Origin of the sequence: Paenibacillus pabuli (assembly GCF_039831995.1) — a bacterium.
Classification (GTDB): domain Bacteria; phylum Bacillota; class Bacilli; order Paenibacillales; family Paenibacillaceae; genus Paenibacillus; species Paenibacillus pabuli_C.
Genome location: NZ_JBDOIO010000005.1, coordinates 233,038 through 253,048, shown reverse-complemented (window position 1 = coordinate 253,048; position 20,011 = coordinate 233,038). Strand labels below are relative to the sequence as shown.

The 20,011-nt window shown below is 49.4% G+C and carries 22 protein-coding genes and 1 riboswitch; of the genes, 21 read left to right on the top strand and 1 reads right to left on the bottom strand.

Going from position 1 to position 20,011, the window contains the following annotated elements; translation table 11 throughout:
• Positions 1–178: 178 nt before the first annotated feature.
• From ABGV42_RS27920 to ABGV42_RS27890, 7 genes are all read left to right on the top strand, one after another.
• Complete coding sequence (locus ABGV42_RS27920; RefSeq protein WP_341176304.1) at positions 179–784, top strand: SUKH-4 family immunity protein; 606 nt, start codon at positions 179–181, stop codon at positions 782–784.
• 392 nt (positions 785–1,176) lie between these two features.
• Positions 1,177–2,244, top strand: a complete 1,068-nt coding sequence (gene prfA / locus ABGV42_RS27915; RefSeq protein WP_175396675.1) for a peptide chain release factor 1 — start codon at positions 1,177–1,179, stop codon at positions 2,242–2,244.
• A gap of 25 nt (positions 2,245–2,269) precedes the next feature.
• Positions 2,270–3,154, top strand: a complete 885-nt coding sequence (gene prmC / locus ABGV42_RS27910) for a peptide chain release factor N(5)-glutamine methyltransferase (RefSeq protein WP_347385230.1) — start codon at positions 2,270–2,272, stop codon at positions 3,152–3,154.
• Between the two features lie 85 nt (positions 3,155–3,239).
• Positions 3,240–4,460 carry an FtsW/RodA/SpoVE family cell cycle protein gene (locus ABGV42_RS27905; RefSeq protein ID WP_347384629.1) on the top strand — a complete coding sequence of 407 codons (1,221 nt, stop codon included), beginning with the start codon at positions 3,240–3,242 and terminating at the stop codon, positions 4,458–4,460.
• Positions 4,461–4,708: 248 nt separating this feature from the next.
• A complete protein-coding gene (locus ABGV42_RS27900; protein WP_347384628.1) occupies positions 4,709–5,929 on the top strand; it encodes an FtsW/RodA/SpoVE family cell cycle protein in 1,221 nt (406 codons plus the stop codon).
• Positions 5,930–6,178: 249 nt separating this feature from the next.
• Complete coding sequence (gene spoIIR, locus ABGV42_RS27895; RefSeq protein ID WP_347384627.1) at positions 6,179–6,841, top strand: stage II sporulation protein R; 663 nt, start codon at positions 6,179–6,181, stop codon at positions 6,839–6,841.
• Between the two features lie 237 nt (positions 6,842–7,078).
• Positions 7,079–8,302 carry an L-threonylcarbamoyladenylate synthase gene (locus ABGV42_RS27890; RefSeq protein ID WP_347384626.1) on the top strand — a complete coding sequence of 408 codons (1,224 nt, stop codon included), beginning with the start codon at positions 7,079–7,081 and terminating at the stop codon, positions 8,300–8,302.
• On the opposite strand, the gene ABGV42_RS27885 is transcribed toward ABGV42_RS27890, so the two are convergent.
• The gene (locus ABGV42_RS27885) at positions 8,272–8,436 is read right to left on the bottom strand and encodes a hypothetical protein (RefSeq protein ID WP_347384625.1); all 165 of its coding nucleotides are present in this window, start codon (positions 8,434–8,436) and stop codon (positions 8,272–8,274) included. The genes ABGV42_RS27890 and ABGV42_RS27885 overlap by 31 nt on opposite strands.
• Before the next feature lie 77 nt (positions 8,437–8,513).
• On the opposite strand from ABGV42_RS27885, the gene ABGV42_RS27880 reads away from it, so the two are divergent.
• From ABGV42_RS27880 to atpG, 14 genes are all read left to right on the top strand, one after another.
• A complete protein-coding gene (locus ABGV42_RS27880; protein WP_127537248.1) occupies positions 8,514–9,074 on the top strand; it encodes a manganese efflux pump MntP in 561 nt (186 codons plus the stop codon).
• Between the two features lie 122 nt (positions 9,075–9,196).
• The gene (locus ABGV42_RS27875) at positions 9,197–9,769 is read left to right on the top strand and encodes a low molecular weight protein arginine phosphatase (RefSeq protein WP_347384624.1); all 573 of its coding nucleotides are present in this window, start codon (positions 9,197–9,199) and stop codon (positions 9,767–9,769) included.
• Between the two features lie 138 nt (positions 9,770–9,907).
• Positions 9,908–9,989, top strand: a riboswitch (ZMP/ZTP riboswitch).
• Between the two features lie 142 nt (positions 9,990–10,131).
• Positions 10,132–10,725, top strand: a complete 594-nt coding sequence (locus ABGV42_RS27870; protein ID WP_347384623.1) for a TIGR01440 family protein — start codon at positions 10,132–10,134, stop codon at positions 10,723–10,725.
• A 228-nt stretch (positions 10,726–10,953) separates the two neighbouring features.
• Positions 10,954–12,201: a serine hydroxymethyltransferase gene (gene glyA, locus ABGV42_RS27865; RefSeq protein ID WP_095291213.1), complete on the top strand. Its 1,248-nt coding sequence runs from the start codon at positions 10,954–10,956 to the stop codon at positions 12,199–12,201.
• A gap of 230 nt (positions 12,202–12,431) precedes the next feature.
• On the top strand, positions 12,432–13,061 hold the full coding sequence (gene upp, locus ABGV42_RS27860) for a uracil phosphoribosyltransferase (protein ID WP_347384622.1): 630 nt from the start codon (positions 12,432–12,434) through the stop codon (positions 13,059–13,061).
• A 38-nt stretch (positions 13,062–13,099) separates the two neighbouring features.
• Positions 13,100–14,257 (top strand): non-hydrolyzing UDP-N-acetylglucosamine 2-epimerase, encoded by a 1,158-nt coding sequence (gene wecB / locus ABGV42_RS27855; RefSeq protein WP_095359964.1) that lies wholly within the window; start codon positions 13,100–13,102, stop codon positions 14,255–14,257.
• A 187-nt stretch (positions 14,258–14,444) separates the two neighbouring features.
• Positions 14,445–14,699, top strand: coding sequence for an AtpZ/AtpI family protein (locus ABGV42_RS27850; RefSeq protein ID WP_024632723.1), 255 nt, complete (start codon positions 14,445–14,447; stop codon positions 14,697–14,699).
• Positions 14,692–15,069, top strand: a complete 378-nt coding sequence (locus ABGV42_RS27845) for an ATP synthase subunit I (RefSeq protein WP_095291219.1) — start codon at positions 14,692–14,694, stop codon at positions 15,067–15,069. The genes ABGV42_RS27850 and ABGV42_RS27845 overlap by 8 nt, the downstream gene beginning before the upstream one ends.
• 45 nt (positions 15,070–15,114) lie before the next feature.
• The gene (gene atpB / locus ABGV42_RS27840; protein WP_095291222.1) at positions 15,115–15,933 is read left to right on the top strand and encodes a F0F1 ATP synthase subunit A; all 819 of its coding nucleotides are present in this window, start codon (positions 15,115–15,117) and stop codon (positions 15,931–15,933) included.
• 79 nt (positions 15,934–16,012) lie between these two features.
• Positions 16,013–16,237 carry a F0F1 ATP synthase subunit C gene (gene atpE, locus ABGV42_RS27835; protein ID WP_017691934.1) on the top strand — a complete coding sequence of 75 codons (225 nt, stop codon included), beginning with the start codon at positions 16,013–16,015 and terminating at the stop codon, positions 16,235–16,237.
• Between the two features lie 114 nt (positions 16,238–16,351).
• Positions 16,352–16,840, top strand: a complete 489-nt coding sequence (gene atpF / locus ABGV42_RS27830) for a F0F1 ATP synthase subunit B (protein ID WP_095291225.1) — start codon at positions 16,352–16,354, stop codon at positions 16,838–16,840.
• Positions 16,837–17,385 (top strand): F0F1 ATP synthase subunit delta, encoded by a 549-nt coding sequence (locus tag ABGV42_RS27825; protein ID WP_347384621.1) that lies wholly within the window; start codon positions 16,837–16,839, stop codon positions 17,383–17,385. The genes atpF and ABGV42_RS27825 overlap by 4 nt, the downstream gene beginning before the upstream one ends.
• Before the next feature lie 16 nt (positions 17,386–17,401).
• Positions 17,402–18,916 carry a F0F1 ATP synthase subunit alpha gene (gene atpA, locus ABGV42_RS27820; RefSeq protein ID WP_095291229.1) on the top strand — a complete coding sequence of 505 codons (1,515 nt, stop codon included), beginning with the start codon at positions 17,402–17,404 and terminating at the stop codon, positions 18,914–18,916.
• A 206-nt stretch (positions 18,917–19,122) separates the two neighbouring features.
• On the top strand, positions 19,123–19,995 hold the full coding sequence (gene atpG, locus ABGV42_RS27815) for an ATP synthase F1 subunit gamma (RefSeq protein WP_095359963.1): 873 nt from the start codon (positions 19,123–19,125) through the stop codon (positions 19,993–19,995).
• Positions 19,996–20,011 lie beyond the last annotated feature (16 nt).

Sequence of the window (20,011 nt, the reverse complement as noted above, 5' to 3'; positions counted from 1 at the left end):
CTGTCTTCTCTGAAGATGGCAGGGTTTTTAATTGGGATGAAGGGAACAGCAGATTAGAGGGAGTAGGCGAGAATAGCAGGGAAGGATCCGTGATAGCGCCCCGCTTGTTCTGCTTATACTGGATTGTTTGCGCGGTGTGGATATAATAGAGGAAAAGGGCATGGGGGAGGATGGACAAATGGAGAATGCAGTAACTCGTATTCAATATGATGAAGCATATGTGAAAGCGATGCATTTACCGAGAGAGATTAGCGATCTGCTTCTTGTTGAGGGAGTACCCCAGTTTCGCGATGAGGGTAACGATCTGCTGGGTGTCCATTTTCGGTCCATGCCGGAACGAGGCTTGATTCAGGTACAACGTGATGATGGCTTCACCACGCTTCTGCCGATCGGATATGAGTGGGAGGAAAAATCCGCCTTGTTCGGTGTGGAGACAGGAACGGGCGCAGTTTACTCGGTAGAAGCATCGTCAGGGGAACACGGGTTGATCAACACCAGTCTGGTTCGGTTTCTTGAATTTCTCCAGCGTTACGCTCAATTCATTGAGAATTTCTCCGAAGTGCATGAGCCCAGTGTGATGACACTGGAAGAAGCCCAAGCCAAACTGGCAGCTTTTCAAAGGGGAGAGCTTACACCAGGAAAGAAAAAGGGCCATGTATCCGGCCGAAAAGAGGCCATAAGCGAACTCCGGGCTTTCTTTGCCGAACAGGATCCAGGTAGTTTATCGAATGAAAAAGCTTGGTGGAGCCTGGTTCTTGAACAGCTTGAAGATGGCTTGTTGTAGCTGATATCCATTGAAGAATAATGTAATAATGCCATTGTCAGTTGTGCCATAATCTAAAGCGAACCTGTAGGCAGGTGGAAAAGCATCTGTTCAGGATGAGAAGAATATGCTATAATTAAGAGTCGTGTACCTAGGTTGATTTAGCTCGCTTTTTGTAAGACTTAAGCGGGGCTTCGCGTAAGGTACATGAGCTCTTTTATATAACTTAAAAGTAAAGGATTTGATGACGTTGTAGCGATGTTGCGTCGGTCATTAATGAATGTTACGGTCAGGGTTCGGTTGGACTGAGAACCTATGCGTTATGAAAATAGATGATATAGATAAATAAACATGGAACGCCTGCCCGGAGACGTGCAGCGTATAACCGAAAATAAATCGTGAGGTGACTATATATGTTGGATAAATTACAGGCATTGGCCGACCGTTATGACAAGCTTAGCGAGCTGCTCTGTGACCCGGATGTGGCAAGCGATAACAAAAAGCTGCGTGAGTATTCCAAAGAGCAGTCCGATCTGCAGCCGACGTATGAAGCATACAATGAGTACAAACAGGTAAGTCAGGATCTCGAAGCAGCCAAAGAAATGCAAGGCGAGAAGCTGGATGACGAGATGCGTGAAATGGTCAAAATGGAAATTGATGAACTGAGCGCTCGCCAGAAAGAACTGGACGAACTGATTCGTGTTCTCATGCTGCCGAAAGACCCGAATGACGACAAAAACGTCATCGTGGAAATTCGCGGAGCAGCTGGCGGAGATGAAGCGGCATTGTTTGCAGCGGATCTGTACCGGATGTACACACGTTATGCCGATAATCAAGGCTGGCGCGTGGAGCTGATGGACGCCAATACGAATGATGTCGGCGGATTCAAAGAGGTTATCTTCCTCATCAACGGCCGCGGTGCTTACAGCAAAATGAAGTATGAAAGTGGTGCACACCGTGTACAACGTATCCCGACAACCGAATCAGGTGGACGGATTCATACCTCTACTTCAACGGTAGCTGTTATGCCTGAAGCCGAAGATTTCGATATCGAAATTCATGATAAGGACATTCGTGTGGATACGTTCTGTTCCAGCGGTGCCGGTGGACAGTCGGTTAATACGACGAAATCCGCTGTACGGGTAACACACGTTCCAACCGGAATCGTGGCGACGTGTCAGGATGGTAAGTCGCAGAACTCGAATAAGGAAAAAGCGCTGCAAGTATTGCGTACCCGGATCTTCGATATGATGCGCCAGGAAGAAGAAGCAAAAATTGCAGGGGAACGTAAGAGTAAAGTGGGTACAGGTGACCGCAGTGAGCGGATTCGCACGTACAACTTCCCGCAAAGCCGTGTAACGGATCACCGCATTGGTCTGACCATGCACAAATTGGATCAGGTCATGAACGGAGAGATTGAAGAAATCCTGTCTGCGCTGACGATTGCGGAGCAGACGGAGATGATGGATAGAGGAGAATAATGCTGTGACCCGCGCGCAGTTTGTGATGACGCCGGAACAGAGCTGTCGGGAAGCCTTCGTGGAGGCTTCCTCTTTTTTGGAAAAGAGCGGCGTGTACGAGCCGCAGAATAATGCCCGGCTGCTGCTGGAGCATGTACTCGGCGTCTATGGCGCCGCGTATTACATGATGCTGCCGGAACCCTTCCCCAGCGAGCTGCGCAGCCGCTGGGAGGACGCCGTCACGCGCAAGGCTGCGGGTGAGCCGGCGCAGTATATCATCGGCAGCCAGGAGTTCTATGGGCTGCCGTTCGAGGTCACGCCGGCCGTGCTGATTCCGCGGCCGGAGACGGAGCTGCTGGTCGAGGCTGTGCTGCGCGAAGCCGACCGCGTGTTTCCTGGCGGCGCTCCGCTCGCCGTCGATATTGGCACGGGCAGCGGTGCGATCGCCGTGACGATCGCCTCGCAGCGCCCGCGCTGGCAGGTCGGCGCCGGAGATATCTCGGCGGCAGCGCTGCAAGTGGCCGCGCGGAACGCGGCCGCGAACGGGGTACAGATCGACTTCCGCGAAGGTGATCTGCTGGCCCCGTTCGCAGGGGTTCGGGTGGACATTCTGGTGTCCAACCCGCCATATATCCCGGCGGCTGATATCGCCGGGCTGCAGCCCGAGGTGCGCGATCATGAGCCGCGCACGGCACTGGACGGCGGTCCGGACGGACTGGCGCCGTACCGGGTCATGCTGGAGCAGCTGGCACTGCTGCCTGCGCCGCCGCAGGTCATTGGTTTTGAACTCGGTCAGGGACAGGCTCGCGACATTGCCGCATTGCTTGAATCAGCCGGACACTGGCCGGAAATTATCATTGTCCCGGACCTTGCCGGGATTGAGCGGCATGTCCTGGGTGTTCGGACTTCGGAACAGGTGACGAAAATGTAAGGTTCCGCGGGTTTTCTTTTTGCCGTGAAATCCTCTACAATGAGATATACCGAAGATTGCTGAATGCTTGGGGGAACATAACTACATGCTGCATAAATTCAAAAAGATAGACTATTCGATTGTTTTTATCTTGGTTATATTGATGGTTATCAGTATTTTGTCGATTTATAGTACGACCTTTGGCCGTCCAAAGCTGGAGGGACTCACGAAGAGTGCCGTTATGTATTATATTTTGGGTTTCGTGGTCTTTTTTGGGATGTCGATGGTTAATTACAAATTCATCATCAAAAATTATCTGTATATCTACGGCGTAGGTATGCTGTTGCTTATTTTTGTTATGTTCTTTGGTAAAGAGTATTATGGGGCAAAGGGCTGGTTATCTATATTCGGTGTAAGTTTGCAGCCTGCTGAATTGTTCAAGCTGTGCCTGATTGTGTTCTTATCGGCCTTATTGGCCCGAAAGAAGAATCGTCCGCTTTATTTTGGACGTGATGTCATTCCGGTCTCACTCTGTGTTTTGCCGCCATTACTACTCGTATTACTTCAAAATGACTTGGGGAATGCTTTGAGTTATGTAATTATTCTCGTGGGACTGTTATGGATCGGTAATATTAAATTCACTCATGCCCTTATTGGTTTTATTATCGCAGTGGTTGCTTTTGTCGGCGGTATACAGGCTTACATTCATTATCATGATGAAATTGTCAAATTTCTGAAGGATGTTGGGCGTTCACACTGGGCGGATCGTTTCGATCCATGGCTCGTACCGGATCAGACTTCCAGAGATGTGCTCTGGCAGACCTATAACGCGAAGCTGGCGATTGGTTCTGGGGGCATTAGCGGTAAAGGATACTTGGAAGGTACAACGATTCAATCCAATCGGGTACCGCTAGCTTATGCCGACTCGATCTTTGTGCAGATTGGGGAGGAGTTTGGGTTTGTAGGTGCTTCAGTGCTGCTGCTGCTGTACTTTATTCTCATCCACAGGCTGGTACTTATAGCGCTCGAATGTAAAGATCGCGCAGGGCCTTATCTCATTGTCGGCATTATAGCGATGCTGCTGTACCAGATTTTTGTCAATATCGGTCCATTTATTGGTCTGATGCCGCTGACAGGGATTACGTTGCCGTTTATCAGTTCGGGTGGTACCTCAATCATGATTAACATGATCAGTATGGGGATCGTGATGAGTATCAAGGTTCACACGGAAGAGAACGAGGATATTCTGGGCTCTGCCGAACAACCGGGGATTACGGATATCGTCCTCAAGTTGTTCAGAAGGAAACCGTCCCAGCAGGAACAGTAATCCTTTTACCGTGTTCCATAATCAAAATGAGTTAGACATAGAACCCTGGAAAGATCAATCCAATCCATTTGGAGCTGACTCTTCCAGGGTTTTTCTTTTGCTAGATTCTTTGTGCTGGTCAGGTGAGTTGTAATCCATTCCCCGCCTAGTGATTAAAATTTCCAATTGAAAGCTCTCTTTTATATAATGGTAATTACTGAGATAATATGGAAATGTGGATTTGGGTACCCGGGAGGACGATTGAAATCATGTTGAGAATGCTGAAGAAGATGGACGGCGTTATTCTTTTTGTATTGTTTTTGCTGATGATCGTAAGTGTGTTCGCCATTTATAGTGGTACGCAGACGGATGCCACTTTGGCCAGGCATCATATCAAAACCTTGTTATTTTACTTCATAGGATTTGTCGCTGTGTTGGGTATCGGATTAGTGAATTACAAGCTGTATGTGAAGTATGCATTTTATTTGTATGGCATAGGAATCATTCTGCTTGTTCTCGTCAACTTTGTAGGGGGACCTATTAATAATGCCAATGGCTGGATCAAACTTGGGGAAAATCTTTCGTTTCAACCTGCAGAGTTGTTCAAGATGATCCTGATCCTATTTCTCGCACATTTGCTTGTGAAGCGGCAAAGGAACATGCTAGGTTTTTGGAGAGATGTCGTCCCTATCGGATGCTGGGCATTTATTCCGTTTGCACTCGTCATGATTCAAAATGATTTGGGTAACGCGCTGGGTTACGTCGTCATTTTGGCAGCGGTATTCTGGATCGGTAATATCAAGCTGAAACACGCGATCATTGGCCTCGTCATTGTTGGTGCAACCTTCTTTGGTTTTGTCAAAGCCTACACGACGTATCACGATGAGATCTTTACCTTTCTCGAAAAGGTCGACCGTGAACACTGGGCGGAACGGATCGATCCCTGGCTTGTACCGGAAAAGGCCACATCCAAGGCAACTTGGCACACCAAAAATGCCGGCTTGGCTATAGGGTCAGGAGGCATTATCGGTAAGGGGTATTTGCAAGGGACTTCCGTGCAAAGCGGACGTGTGCCGTATACGTATTCGGATTCCATTTTTGTCGTTATTGCTGAGGAATTCGGTTTTGTTGGGGCGTCGGTGCTTTTGCTACTTTACTTTATTCTTATTCACCGAATGGTGCTGATTGGCCTGGAATGCAAAGATCGGGCAGGACCAGTCATTATTGTAGGCATTATCGGCATGCTGCTGTACCAAGTGTTTGAAAACATTGGGGCGTTCCTCGGACTGATGCCGCTAACAGGAATTACTCTTCCGTTTATCAGTTATGGCGGGACTTCATTGCTTATTAATATGGCCTGTATCGGACTGGTCATGAGCATTAAATTGTATGGACAGGAAGAGGAAGATGACCTGCTGCTTGGGGAGCAGAAGCCCGGCTTGCCAGAACGGTTATTGCATTTGCTCAGGAAAGAAAAGAGAGCGGTGTAAGCATGGAGAGGGATATGCATCGATAGCTTTACAGCATAAGGTTCAATTTCATTCGGAAACGTGGCTGATTCACTCTGTAAACAGATGTGGTCGGCCTTTTCTTAATTCCGCTGAACAACAGTAAAATTAGAGAATGAATTTACTAGATTTATGGTTTATGCTAGGTTTACTTCTGTCTCTTCCGGGCATACTGATAGACATGAGAGAGTTGCAGGGAACATGACCACGGGAGCCGAGGGGGAGAACGGGATGAGCAGAAGAACAGTGAAACAAATTGGACTTATTATCGTTTGTCTTATGATGATTATTATGATGTGGGAAGGTCAAAAGACGGATGCAGCTGTAGCTGCTACAGCGATTCCGGAGCAATCCATCCGTTTGCGGATTCTTGCAAATTCGGATGCACCAGGGGATCAACTGGTGAAACGCGAGATTCGGGATGCCGTGGTTGCCCAGATGAGCGAGTGGGTTACAGCGCTGGATAATCCGCAAAGTCTGGATGAAGCACGCCATGTCATTCGTGAGCATTTGTCTGAAATCGAAGATCGGGTGGGAGAAGAACTGGCAAGCCGTGGACTGGACTACCCGTACCAGGTGGAGCTTGGTGTTGTCCCGTTCCCTACCAAACTATATGGAGGCACGGTATATCCCGCAGGAGATTATGAATCAGTGCGTATAACACTGGGAGAAGGAGAAGGTCAGAATTGGTGGTGTGTGCTGTTCCCGCCATTGTGCTTCATTGATGCGAGTACGGGAGATGCGCTGGCGAATCCGTCTACCGTATCTGCAGCCGCAGCAGCTGAGCCTGGAGATGCCGAAGCATCTGTTCAGGGGGCGGCACCGGAAGCGCGTTTCTTCTTGGTGGATCTGGCGGTTAAACTATGGGATTGGGTAGCCGGGCTGTTTGCATAAATTCTGTAAGGTATTCATAGTGAAGGGCGACTTCGACTCAGGGAGCTGCCCTTTTGATTCTTTTTTTATGGAACGCTCTCCTGCTTAAAATATGGGGGGTGCAGGAGAAGTACTGAGCCGATTCTTAGGTTGAACAGATATGCTATAATTATAGGTATTCGAAATTGAAACAAGACAGCTACCGCAAGGTTGAGCCTGGCGGTTACTAACCTATTGGAGTTTAGGGATGATGAATATATGAATAGAGAACAAGACCAATACACAGGTAACAAAGATTCGGAAGCCCAAGAAGAGCTGGTTACCCCTGTGTGGGATGTCAGAGCATTGTTGAGTGAGAAACATCCACATGTCGTGGGTAATTTGGTTATGAGTGAACTTGAGAAACAGGGATCTGATGAGAAAAAAGAGAGCGCCTATCAGCAGGCGCTCGCCGACTTGCAGGCTGCCGCAGCCTGCATTCGTCAAGGTCAGACCGTGGCGTTCCCGACGGAAACGGTATACGGTTTGGGCGCAGATGCGCGCAGTACAGCCGCGGTTGAGGCTATATTTGAAGCCAAAGGCCGCCCATCAGACAATCCGCTGATCGTGCACATTGCACATCGAGACCAGCTGGACTCGCTGGTTACGGAAGTCAATGAAGCGGCGGAAGCACTGATTGAATCCTTTTGGCCGGGGCCGCTTACGCTTGTGCTGCCTGTTAAGCCAGGTGCAGTATCCCCGCGGGTTACTGCTGGTCTGGATACGGTGGCCGTGCGCATGCCGGATCACCCGGTGGCTCTGCAGCTGCTTGGTGCGGCTGCTTGTCCGGTGGCCGCGCCAAGCGCTAACCGCTCCGGGCGGCCAAGTCCGACTCTCGCTTCACATGTGAGCGAGGATCTGGCTGGCCGCATCGGCGGCATTGTGGACGGCGGCCCTACTGGGGTGGGCGTCGAGTCCACGGTGGTGCAGGTCGGTGACGACGGTAACGTCACCATCCTGCGCCCTGGCGGCATTACGGCGGAACAGTTGTCCGCCGTTGCCGCCCGTGTCGCCACGGACCCGGCGATTCTCGCCGAAGGGCCCGCTGGCGATGACAGCCCGGCGCCGCGCTCGCCGGGCATGAAGTACACGCACTATGCGCCCACAGGAGCGCTGTGCGTGGTAGAGGGGCCGCCGCCAGCTGTGGCTGCCTGGATCAGCGCCGCCCTCGCGGAGGCGGCGCAGCGCGGAGAGCGCACCGCGGTGCTGGCGTTCGCTGAGCACGCGGAGCAGTACCGCGCCGATGCCGTGTTCTCGCTGGGCAATGCCAGCGAGCTTGAAGAAGCAGCGCGCCGGCTGTATGCCGCGCTGCGCAGCTGCGATGAGCAGGGCGCCACATATATTGTGGCTGAAGCCTGCTCACGCGAAGGGCTGGGTGCAGCCGTCATGAACCGGCTGCTCAAAGCTGCGGGTCACCAGCTGATACAGGTTGGTAACCAGTAGCACCATGACCGGAGCTGACGATGTTTCTCCGGTCCGCCTAATCGGCAGGTTGTGCCTTCGAACACCACTACAGCCTGCCGATTAAACCAATCTTCTTTAGCCAGGCCTGCCTGCGTCTCTGCTTGACTATTCATTCTCTATCTCCCGTCATGTTTGTGTTCTTGTCCGCATATCGTGTACAAGAACCTTTACGTGACTTGGGGGTATGGGAATGTGGGATGTGTCTGCCCATTTGGGGCAGTTGGTAACCATTTTGATTATGGCCGTCGCCCTTGGGCTGGATGCCTTCTCGCTGGGTATTGGGATCGGCATGAAAGGCATTCGTTTGCGGGACGTGCTGCGAATCAGTTTTGTCACGGCCCTGTTCCATGTCATCATGCCGCTGATCGGTATGTACACGGGGAAATACGTCAGTTCACTTCTTGGAGATATTACGACGTATGCCGCAGGCGGATTGCTCGTTCTGCTCGGGGGCCACATGATACTGAATGCATTTCGTGAAGGCGACACCAAGCTGGTGGATCATCGCTCCATGTTAGGTGTGATTTTATTTTCACTCAGTGTGAGTGTGGATTCGTTTTCCGTTGGGGTGTCTCTCGGCATGTTTAGCAGTGATCTGGTACTGACGGTACTTGCCTTTGGCGCATGCGGTGGAATCATGTCCGTGATGGGTCTGCTGCTGGGTAGACGAGTAAGCCAAAATCTTGGCGATTATGGTGAAGCCATCGGCGGAGCCATCCTGCTTGCGTTTGGACTGCTGTTTATTTTTTAATAGTCATAGAGCAGGACGTTGGCAGCCTTGTGCAGTCATAACGATACTCTTTAAATTTTCTTCATTTAAAATTAAAATATTGCATTATTCGACAACATTTGCGAAATGGGGAGGCTATCACAATGAAACATATTTTGTTTGTATGTACAGGAAATACGTGCCGCAGCCCCATGGCGGAGGGGCTTTTGCGCAAATTGGCATCGGAACGGGGCATTCAGGTGGAGGTTCGTTCTGCAGGCGTGGCTGCAGCATCCGGTATGCCGATTTCCCGTCATGCCGAAGCAGTACTAAGAGATCATCAGGCGGAGGGGCCAGAGCATTCCACGCAGCTTAGTGCGAGCCTGATTGGATGGGCCGATCTGGTTCTTACGTTGACGCGCAGCCATAAACAGCATGTCCTGCAGGTTTTCCCGGACTCGGTTCACAAAACGTATACGCTGAAAGAGTATGTGGAGAACGATGAGCAGGTCCTGGATGATCTCCAGGAACTGGACAGCCTGTTTGCAACACTGGAGCTGAAACGTGCACTGGGTCAGGAGATTCTGGCGTCAGAGCGTGAGCGCGCGATTGAGATCCGGCAGCGTATTCCAAGCTTTGATATATCTGACCCGTTCGGTGGCAGTCGTGACGATTACAATATCGCCGCTGCGGAGATCAGAACCGCACTGGATCGCCTCCTGGACAAGTTAGGATAAACCGGGATTGTACAGGGCAATGTAAATGGACAGTGACAATTGAATCTCCAAACTACTTTTCTAGTGCAAAAACGGACATGTAATGTAAATTACCCGTTGATTTTAAGCGTGGGTTGTTTTATGATGAAGGGGAAAACAGGGATCCGGTGTAACTGGCGACGAAGTGGGCACAACCACAATGGAGCACCGGAACAAACGGCCGGTCGCCTGGGCAAAAGAGCAATTCTGCGATACCCGCAGACTGCTCTTTTTTTCGTCTTTCATCTGATTATTCGCTATAATAGTACCTGAAATGCCGTGCATGAAGACAAGAGCGGGCAGCCGTGAGGAAGTCAGGCATGATTTTATCGGGAGGCGATAGGATGACTATTGAGTTAGATTCAGAACAACCCGGATTGCAGGAACAGACCGTATCCATTCTGCGTGAACTGGCACTTGCCGGACAGCTTGGACCTGGACAGATCATTGTGATCGGTACAAGCACAAGCGAGGTCGCTGGCCAAAAAATTGGTACGAGTGGTGCGGTGGATGTGGCACAGCAGCTTCTTGCCGGTATTCGCGAAGTACAGCAGGAATTTGGCTTCGAGCCTGTATTTCAGTGTTGTGAACACTTGAACCGCGCACTGGTAATGGAGCGTTCACTGCTCACACGTCTTGGTTTGACTGAAGTGGGCGCGGTACCCGTTCCCAAGGCAGGCGGTTCCATGGCATCCGCAGCATATCGTTCGCTGAGTGATCCTTGCCTTGCTGAACATGTGCAGGCTCATGCGGGAGTGGATATCGGGGAAACGATGATTGGCATGCACTTACGGCATGTGGCAGTCCCTTTCCGTACAACGCTTCGCTACATCGGGGAAGCCCGTGTGACCACAGCCTTGACCCGTCCGAAGTTGATTGGCGGCGAACGCGCGGTGTATCAGATGGAAGAGCAACCAGATTCGACATTTTGCGACTAAATCTTCAACCTACTATAAAGCGAAACTGAAAGGTTACACTCCTAACTCCGATTGCAGAACCATCTTCCGATCGCTGTTATCCCCAGATTTTTTGAATCCCTTTTTAAGGGGGAATCCGGTGATAAAGGCGACCACTTCGTTTCTTTAGATTGGTCCTGCACTCTCCGTTTTCGTGTAAACATCAATTTTGCTTTATAACTTCACTAATATACTGGGAGGAATTTAAACATGGAACAATTGCGTAAGAATGACCCTGCAGTACTTGAAGCGATGAATTTGGAGTTGAAACGTCAACAGAACAACATTGAGCTGATTGCATCCGAGAACATCGTAAGTGAAGCGGTAATTGAGGCGCTTGGTTCTGTACTGACGAACAAGTACGCAGAAGGATACCCGGGCAAACGTTATTATGGTGGTTGCGAGCACGTGGATGTCGTGGAAGATATCGCACGTGACCGCGCGAAGGAACTGTTCGGAGCTGAACATGTAAACGTACAGCCTCACTCCGGAGCACAAGCGAATATGGCAGTATACCTTGCAGCGCTGAAACCTGGCGACACGGTACTGGGCATGAACCTTGCTCATGGTGGACACCTGACTCACGGCAGCCCGGTGAATGCATCCGGTTTGCTGTACAACTTCGTGGCATATGGCGTGCAGGAAGATACGTTCCTGATCGATTACGATGAAGTGCGCAAAGCAGCGTTCAAGCACCGTCCTCGTCTGATCGTTGCAGGTGCAAGTGCATATCCGCGTACGATTGATTTTGAAAAATTGGCTTCCATCGCCAACGACGTAGGTGCATTGTTTATGGTAGACATGGCCCACATTGCAGGACTGGTTGCTGCCGGATTGCATCCGAGCCCGGTTCCACATGCCCATTTTGTTACAACGACAACACACAAAACGCTGCGCGGACCTCGTGGCGGTATGATCCTGTGCCGCAAATCCTGGGCAGCTGCGATTGATAAAGCGGTATTCCCAGGCTCCCAAGGTGGACCTTTGATGCACGTTATCGCTTCCAAAGCGGTAGCACTGGGTGAAGCCCTGCAGCCTTCATTCAAAACTTACGCACAAAACGTAGTGAAGAACGCTCAGGTTTTGGCTGAAACACTGATTGCCGAAGGATTGAACATTGTATCCGGCGGAACAGACAACCACTTGATGCTGATCGACACACGCAGCGTGAACATCACGGGTAAGGAAGCTGAGCATGTCCTCGATTCCATCGGTATTACCGTGAACAAAAATGCAATTCCATTTGATCCGACGAGCCCGTTTGTAACGAGCGGTATTCGTATTGGTACTCCTGCAGCCACTTCCCGCGGTATGAACGAAGAGGCTATGGTTGCCATTGGTAAGATCATTGCAAAAACATTGAAAAATCCAAAAGATACAGCGAAACTGGATGAAGCTCGTGCAGAAGTAACTGCACTTACAGACCAATTCCCGCTGTACACAGATTTGAAATACTAGTCCATCACGAATGGGACCGACTAACATCTAGAGCAAAAAAGGACCGGAACACGCCAAGTTTCCGGTCCTTTTTTTATAGTATTCGGTTTTCTGTAATGATTACATGTCCTTTGATGGTGTAATTCGGTGTAGGTGATGATATAATATACAGGATTTATCGGGCCTATGAATGATGATTAGGCATTATTGGAAATGCTGAACATGAAGAACTTACCGGAGGGACAAATTAGATGGGAAAATTAGTAATATGTGATCACCCCTTGATTCAACACAAACTGACGTTTATACGCGACATGCGTACGAATACGAAAGATTTCCGCGAATTGGTGGATGAAGTGGCTACGCTGATGGCGTACGAGATTACAAGAGAGATTCCGCTGGAGACCATTGATGTGCAAACACCTGTAGCTGAGACAAAAGGAAAAGTGATTTCCGGACGTATGCTTGGTCTGGTACCAATTCTGCGTGCAGGTCTGGGTATGCTGGATGGCGTTGTTAAACTGCTGCCTGCAGCAAAAGTAGGACATGTTGGTTTGTTCCGTGACCCGGAAACACTGCAGCCTGTTGAATACTACACGAAGCTTCCTACAGACGTGACGGAGCGTGAGCTGATTGTCATCGACCCAATGCTGGCAACAGGCGGATCTGCCATTGCTGCGATTGACGTGCTCAAAAAACGCGGCTGCACCCAAATCAAAATGATGAACCTTGTTGCAGCACCTGAAGGTGTAAAAGCAGTTCAGGATGCGCATCCGGATGTGGACATCTACGTGGCTGCACTGGACGATCGTCTGGATGATCACGGTTATATCGTTCCCGGACTGGGAGATGCAGGAGACCGTCTGTACGGCACTAAATAAGCATGCTGCATGCTGAATAGAAAAGGGGCTTTGTTTGAATGTCCAAGAAAATTAAAGTCATGACGATATTCGGAGTTCGTCCGGAAGCCATCAAGATGGCTCCGCTTATTTTGGAACTTCAGAAACATCCCGAATCTATCGAATCCATCGTCTGTGTGACCGCACAACATCGTCAAATGCTGGATCAGGTTCTTGAGGTGTTTAACATTCAACCGGACTATGATCTGGACGTGATGAAAGATCGCCAAACGCTGAATGAAATTACGATTCGTGTACTTGGTGGCCTGGAACCTGTACTGCGTGAAGCGAAACCCGATATCGTGCTTGTTCACGGGGATACGCTGACTACGTTTGTAGCCAGCTATGCAGCGTTTCTGCAGCAAATTCAGGTCGGCCATGTAGAGGCAGGCCTTCGTACGTGGAACAAGCTGTCTCCGTACCCGGAGGAAATGAATCGCCAGTTAACCGGTGTGCTTGCAGACCTGCATTTTGCACCGACGGATTGGTCTTTCTCCAACCTTGCCAAAGAAAATAAACCGGAGTCTAGTACGTATGTCACAGGCAACACGGTAACAGATGTGTTTCAATATACAGTACGGCAGGATTACACACATCCGGTACTTGAATGGGCGCAAGGCAAACGTCTTGTGCTGATGACAGCTCACCGCCGTGAATCCCAAGGCGAGCCTCACCGCAACATTTTCCAGGCCGTCAAACGGATTGCCGACGAGTTCGAAGACATTGCCATCGTGTACCCGGTGCATCCAAGTCCTGCTGTGAAGGAGCCGGCTCACGCGATTTTGGGGAATCACCCCCGTATTCAATTAATTGATCCGCTAGACGTGGTGGATTTGCATAACTTTTATCCGCATACTCACTTGATTTTGACCGATTCAGGCGGTTTGCAGGAAGAAGCGCCTTCGTTTGGTGTGCCTGTGCTGGTTCTGCGGGATACGACGGAGCGCCCGGAAGGCATCGAAGCCGGAACGTTGGAACTGGTGGGTACGGATGAGGAACGTGTATATGAACGGACCAAAGCTCTGCTTACGGATGAAACGCTGTATGCAAGCATGAGTCAAGCTGCCAATCCATACGGTGATGGACATGCATCGGAAAGAATTGTCAATGCGATTTTGCACCATTTTGGCGTAAATAGTGAGCGTCCGGAATCATTTCACAGAAAATTCAAAAAATAATTCGTTTTTTCTGACTGAATCATAAAGGGTACAGCATACAGTTAAACTGTACGGTTTACGCGGGTTTATGGGCTCCCGGGGGCCTGTAAACCCGTCGTTTTACCCTTTAAAACGCTAAAATCATTCAATTGACAAAGGCTCTCATCATTCAGTAAAATTAACTGGGATTGCAAGGGTGGCGTGGAAAATGGCCGATTCGAACAAACCAAATTCATCCCGTAACCATGACGATAACGTATGGAAAGCGATGGGACTCGTGACAGCTTTTGGGATCGAGATTGCCATTCTCGCTGTTGCCGGATATTACGCTGGCTCCTGGTTGGACAAGACCATTGGAGGTAACGGAATATGGATCGCCGTAAGCGTTCTCTTTTTTCTGGCCGCAGGCGGCGTGAGCATCTACTTTATCGCGAAAAAATTCATGGGGGAAAGTGATGAGTGAACTAACCAGATACCGCAGATGGATGACTGTTTTCATCATGTACTTTCTTATGATTTGTTTTCTCGCAGCGGCCTTTATGCCCCGTGTGGAGACAATTGCTTTGGGACTGGCCCTGGGTACAGGAATTAGCTGGATCAATGCATTTTACCTGGGCTACAAAGTAAGGAAAATGTCTGATGATGCGGCAGAAGGTAACTTGAAGCGTGTGAACCTGGGATTTTTGACAAGAGCGGCACTCGCTGTGCTCGGTATATTCATATCGATGCGCTTTCCGCAGTACTTCAATACATACGCGGTTGCAGGCGGTCTGGTCATTGCGCAATTTTCCTTACTGATTATAGGGATTGTCTATTCCCGCAGAGCAGAATGATGTTAGGTCCTGCAGCTTTCAAGTCGAGAAAGGGGTGAGAAAAATATGCATGAAGCTCCAATTATTATGCTTGGCGGATTTCGATTGGATCTATCGGTTGTGTTGATGCTGGTTGTTACAGGTGCCCTCGTTTTTATTTTTGCTGTACTGGCTACAAGGAGATTGTCCGTTGAAAATCCCGGCAAGCTGCAAAATTTTATGGAGTGGGCAGTAGAATTCGTCCGCAATCTGATTTCCAGTACGATGGATATGAAGAAAGGGAAGCACTTTATCTCTCTCGCTCTTTCCATGATCATGTTCATCTTTGTTGGTAACATGCTGGGTCTTCCGTTCCAGGCAGTAACCGCAGTGGACAGCGCAGAGCATGCGCAGGTGTTTGGTCAGCCGATCGTTACAGCGGTCGATGCGTTTGAAGAAGCGCATGCCAAAGACCCTGAAGCACACCCACACGTTGAATTGGCATGGTGGAAATCACCTACCGCTGATTTATCGGTAACCATGGGACTGGCGCTTGTTGCGTTCATGGTATCTCATGGACTCGGATTGTTCCGCAACACGAGAGGTTATCTCAAGCACTACCTTCAGCCATTCGCCTTGTTCTTGCCCATCAACTTGATTGAGACGGCATCCAAGCTGTTGACACACGGTATGCGTCTATTCGCGAATATCTTCGCGGGTGAGGTACTGATCACAACGATCCTGAAGCTGACTACATTCAAAGTGTTTGGCGCAATTGCTGCCATTCCGTTGCTGATGGTGTGGCAAGGCTTTAGTATCTTTATCGGCGCGATCCAGGCATTTGTTTTTGTAATCTTGATGATGGTGTACATTTCACAGAGCATCGAGACGCACGACGAACATTAAGTTCCAAGCCCGACGAAGATTTCTTCACCAGGCTGAACAATAAAAAAATTCGATTTATAATTTTAAGGAGGATATACAAATGGGAGCAATGGCATTAATCGCAGCAGCAATTGTTGCAGGACTGGGCGCGTTTGGCGCAGGTATCGGTAACGGTATGGTAATCAGCAAGACAGTAGAAGGAATTGCACGTCAACCAGAAGCAAAATCCACTCTTCAAACAACAATGTTTATCGGGGTAGGTCTGATCGAGGTATTGCCGATCATCGGTGTGGTACTCGCGTTCATGTTCTACGGTATGGCTTAATTAAATTGATAAGGTTTGGCGGGGAAGGCCATAGCCATCCGCGCCTTCTTTTTAGGTAATGTCCGTTCATGCGGATGAACGTTTCAAGGATACCTCCAGGAAGGAGTGAACAGATTGAGTTTCGTATGGGAAAATACGCTTCTTGCGATTATCGCATTTGCAATTTTATATTGGCTGCTTAGCCGTTATGCTTTCGGTCCTTTGTTCTCCATCATGGAAAAACGTCGCGAACTCGTGCTGACGCAGATGAATGAGGCTGCTCAGACTCGGGAACAGGCCATTGCCTATGTGGAGGAACAAAAACAAGCTCTGGAGCAAGCGCGCAAGGAAGCTCACGACATCATTGAACAGTCCAAACAAACGGGCGGCAAACAGGCTGAGTCCATTCTGGCTGACGCAAAAGCTGAAGCTAATCGTCTGAAAGACGATGCGGTACGTGAAATTGAAAGTGAGAAGAACAAAGCGGTTGCAGCGCTTCGCAGCGAACTGGGTACAGCTTCCGTTCAGATTGCTTCCAAATTGATCAAAAAAGAAGTTGAGAACGGTCCAGCACAAGAAGAACTTGTGAACCAATACCTCAATGAGGTAGGGGGCCGACAATGAGCCGCGATACGATTGTTGCCAAGCGTTATGCGAAAGCATTGTTCGAAGTCGCTCTCCAGCAGCAGCAGGTGCTTGAAGTTGAACAGGAACTGCGTGCGGTTGTCAGCGGATTGACCGGGGATGCCGAGATCATCAAGTTCATCGTATCTCCGAACATCTCTGATGAAGCCAAGCGGAACGTGCTTCATGCGAGCCTTGAAGGCAAAGTGTCCGAACCTGTCCTGCGCACGGTTCTGCTCCTGATTGAGCGTGGTCGCGTTGAACTGCTGGAAGCTCTTTTGAGTGATTATCTGAAGATCGAGGGCGACTCGCTCGGCATTGCCGATGCGCGGGTTTACTCGACTTATGCATTGAATGATGAAGAAAAAGAAGCGGTAGCCCGTGAATTCGGAGGCCGTGTGAATAAAAAGATCCGTATCGAGAACATTGTCGATGCGACTCTGCTGGGCGGATTGAAAGTCGCCATTGGCGATACGATCTATGACGGCAGCTTGGCTGGCAAGCTCGAACGTCTTGAGCAGTCTTTTAACAGACGAGTACAGTAGATTGGGGTGAGGACACTTGAGTATCAAACCAGAAGAAATCAGTACATTAATTAAGAGCCAGATCGAACAATACAAGACCGATATCGATGTAGTCGAAGTCGGGACGGTTATCGAGGTTGGTGATGGTATTGCTCGTGTATACGGACTTGAGAACGTCATGTCCAACGAGTTGGTTGAATTCCCAAGCGGTGTAATGGGACTCGCCATGAACGTGGAAGAAAGCAATGTCGGTGTCGTTATCCTGGGACCTTACTATGATATTCGTGAAGGCGACCAAGTGAAGCGTACTGGCCAAATCATGCAAGTGCCTGTAGGCGAAGCATTGATTGGACGTGTTGTGAACCCGCTCGGTATCCCAGTCGATGGCAAAGGGCCAATCGCGACAACGGAATTCCGTCCGGTTGAAGGTAAAGCACCAGGCGTAATGGATCGTAAATCCGTTCATGAGCCGATGCAAACCGGGATCAAAGCGATTGATGCGATGGTACCAATCGGTCGCGGACAACGTGAGTTGATCATCGGTGACCGTCAAACAGGTAAAACTTCGATCGCAATCGATGCGATCCTGAACCAAAAAGGCAGCGGCATGAAGTGTATCTATGTGGCTATCGGTCAGAAACAATCTACAGTTGCACAAGTTGTGGAAACTCTTCGTCGTAAAGGCGCAATGGAGTACACAATCGTTGTAACTGCAGCTGCTTCCGATCCATCACCTCTCTTGTACATCGCACCGTATTCCGGTTGTTCGATGGGTGAGTACTTCATGTACAAAGGCGAGCACGTTCTTGTTATCTATGATGACTTGACTAAACAAGCTTCCGCTTACCGTGAGCTTTCCTTGCTGCTTCGTCGTCCTCCAGGCCGTGAGGCTTATCCGGGTGACGTCTTCTACTTGCACTCCCGTTTGCTGGAGCGTGCTGCGAAGCTGAATGATGAACTTGGTGGTGGTTCTTTAACCGCACTTCCGTTTATTGAAACACAAGCTTCCGACGTATCTGCTTACATTCCAACGAACGTAATCTCCATCACGGACGGACAAATCTTCTTGGAAGCCGACTTGTTCAATGCTGGACAACGCCCGGCGATCAACGTAGGTATCTCTGTATCCCGTGTCGGTGGTTCTGCTCAGATCAAAGCGATGAAAAAGGTTGCAGGTTCCCTGCGTCTCGACCTCGCTCAATATCGTGAGCTTCAGGCGTTCTCCCAGTTCGGTTCCGATCTGGATAAAGCCACTCAGGCCCGCCTGAATCGTGGTGCTCGTATGATGGAAATCCTGAAGCAGGGTGTAAACCAGCCTCTGCCTGTTGAACAACAGGTTGTAAGCTTGTACACAGCGGTTAAAGGATTCCTGGATGAAATCCCTACAGGTGATGTGACTCGATTTGAACACGAATTCCTCGCGTTCATGGAGAGCAACCATCCGGAAATTCTCGGGTCCATCCGTGATACAAAAGAATTGACTGCAGACAATGAAAATGCGCTTAAAGGCGCAATCGAGAAGTTCAGAAAGAGCTTCGCTGTCTCTGTCTAAATAGATGATTGCAGCTGCGGAGTTGTTTAACCGATTCCGCATGTCTGCATGTAAAACTTTGATGCTTTCAAAGTTTAAATATGCACGAAGTAACTTTGGCTCTGTCAAAGTAAGATTATGCTTACGATGTAGTTTTGACTTTGTCAAAACTGGTTTGGGCTTACGAAGTAACTTTGACTTTGTCAAAGTTTTGAGGTGGTGAAATCATGGCAAAAGGCATGCGCGAAATTAAGCGGCAAATTAAAAGCGTACAAAGCACCAAGCAAATCACCAAAGCAATGGAGATGGTTGCAGCTGCAAAACTGCGTAAAGCGCAGGAAAAAGCTGAGGCAGCCCGTCCGTATTCGGAGAAACTGAAAGAAGTTGTGGCTAGTATTGCGTCAAGCACGCAAGGGATCCAGCATCCGATGCTCGAGAGCCGTCCGGTCAAAAAGACAGCTTACCTGATCATTACATCGGACCGCGGTCTTGCGGGTGGATACAATGCGAACGTTTTGCGTCAGGTCAATCTGACCCTCAAAGAGCGACACAACTCCCAAGATGACTACGAGTTGTTCGTTATTGGGCGTAAAGGACGCGATTACTTCAGACGGCGCGAAATTGCGATGGCATCCGTTACAACGGATCTATCCGATTCACCAGCATTTGCAGACATCAAATCTATTGCACACGAGGCTGTTCAAGGATTTGAGTTGGCTAAATTTGATGAATTGTACATTTGTTATAACCGCTTTGTGAATGCGTTGACCCAGATTCCTACGGTAGAAAAACTTCTTCCAATGGAAACACCTGAGGTAACTGCTGCGGAAGGACCGACGGCGAGCTACGAGTACGAACCATCAGCTGAGGCTGTACTGGAAGTTTTGCTTCCGCGTTATGCGGAGACATTGATCTACGGTGCGCTTCTGAATGGTAAGGCGAGTGAGCTGGGTGCGAAAATGACGGCGATGGGTAATGCAACCAAAAATGCATCCAAACTCATTAACGATTTGTCATTGACTTACAACCGTGCCCGTCAAGCAGCGATCACGCAGGAGATTACGGAAATTGTGGCAGGTGCCAACGCAGCACAAGGCTAACCGTTTTTTATTTAAT

Excerpts from the sequence above, each read along its gene's own strand:
- wecB (WP_095359964.1), top strand. The coding sequence starts at position 13,100 with ATGTCCAAGAAAATTAAAGTCATGACGATATTCGGAGTTCGTCCGGAA.
- ABGV42_RS27875 (WP_347384624.1), top strand. The coding sequence starts at position 9,197 with ATGAAACATATTTTGTTTGTATGTACAGGAAATACGTGCCGCAGCCCC.
- ABGV42_RS27905 (WP_347384629.1), top strand. The coding sequence starts at position 3,240 with ATGCTGCATAAATTCAAAAAGATAGACTATTCGATTGTTTTTATCTTG.
- prfA (WP_175396675.1), top strand. The coding sequence starts at position 1,177 with ATGTTGGATAAATTACAGGCATTGGCCGACCGTTATGACAAGCTTAGC.
- ABGV42_RS27825 (WP_347384621.1), top strand. The coding sequence starts at position 16,837 with ATGAGCCGCGATACGATTGTTGCCAAGCGTTATGCGAAAGCATTGTTC.
- ABGV42_RS27880 (WP_127537248.1), top strand. The coding sequence starts at position 8,514 with ATGTGGGATGTGTCTGCCCATTTGGGGCAGTTGGTAACCATTTTGATT.
- ABGV42_RS27845 (WP_095291219.1), top strand. The coding sequence starts at position 14,692 with ATGAGTGAACTAACCAGATACCGCAGATGGATGACTGTTTTCATCATG.
- ABGV42_RS27890 (WP_347384626.1), top strand. The coding sequence starts at position 7,079 with ATGAATAGAGAACAAGACCAATACACAGGTAACAAAGATTCGGAAGCC.
- upp (WP_347384622.1), top strand. The coding sequence starts at position 12,432 with ATGGGAAAATTAGTAATATGTGATCACCCCTTGATTCAACACAAACTG.
- atpG (WP_095359963.1), top strand. The coding sequence starts at position 19,123 with ATGGCAAAAGGCATGCGCGAAATTAAGCGGCAAATTAAAAGCGTACAA.
- prmC (WP_347385230.1), top strand. The coding sequence starts at position 2,270 with ATGACGCCGGAACAGAGCTGTCGGGAAGCCTTCGTGGAGGCTTCCTCT.
- glyA (WP_095291213.1), top strand. The coding sequence starts at position 10,954 with ATGGAACAATTGCGTAAGAATGACCCTGCAGTACTTGAAGCGATGAAT.
- ABGV42_RS27885 (WP_347384625.1), bottom strand. The coding sequence starts at position 8,436 with ATGAATAGTCAAGCAGAGACGCAGGCAGGCCTGGCTAAAGAAGATTGG.
- ABGV42_RS27900 (WP_347384628.1), top strand. The coding sequence starts at position 4,709 with ATGTTGAGAATGCTGAAGAAGATGGACGGCGTTATTCTTTTTGTATTG.
- ABGV42_RS27920 (WP_341176304.1), top strand. The coding sequence starts at position 179 with ATGGAGAATGCAGTAACTCGTATTCAATATGATGAAGCATATGTGAAA.
- spoIIR (WP_347384627.1), top strand. The coding sequence starts at position 6,179 with ATGAGCAGAAGAACAGTGAAACAAATTGGACTTATTATCGTTTGTCTT.
- atpE (WP_017691934.1), top strand. The coding sequence starts at position 16,013 with ATGGGAGCAATGGCATTAATCGCAGCAGCAATTGTTGCAGGACTGGGC.
- ABGV42_RS27870 (WP_347384623.1), top strand. The coding sequence starts at position 10,132 with ATGACTATTGAGTTAGATTCAGAACAACCCGGATTGCAGGAACAGACC.
- atpB (WP_095291222.1), top strand. The coding sequence starts at position 15,115 with ATGCATGAAGCTCCAATTATTATGCTTGGCGGATTTCGATTGGATCTA.
- ABGV42_RS27850 (WP_024632723.1), top strand. The coding sequence starts at position 14,445 with ATGGCCGATTCGAACAAACCAAATTCATCCCGTAACCATGACGATAAC.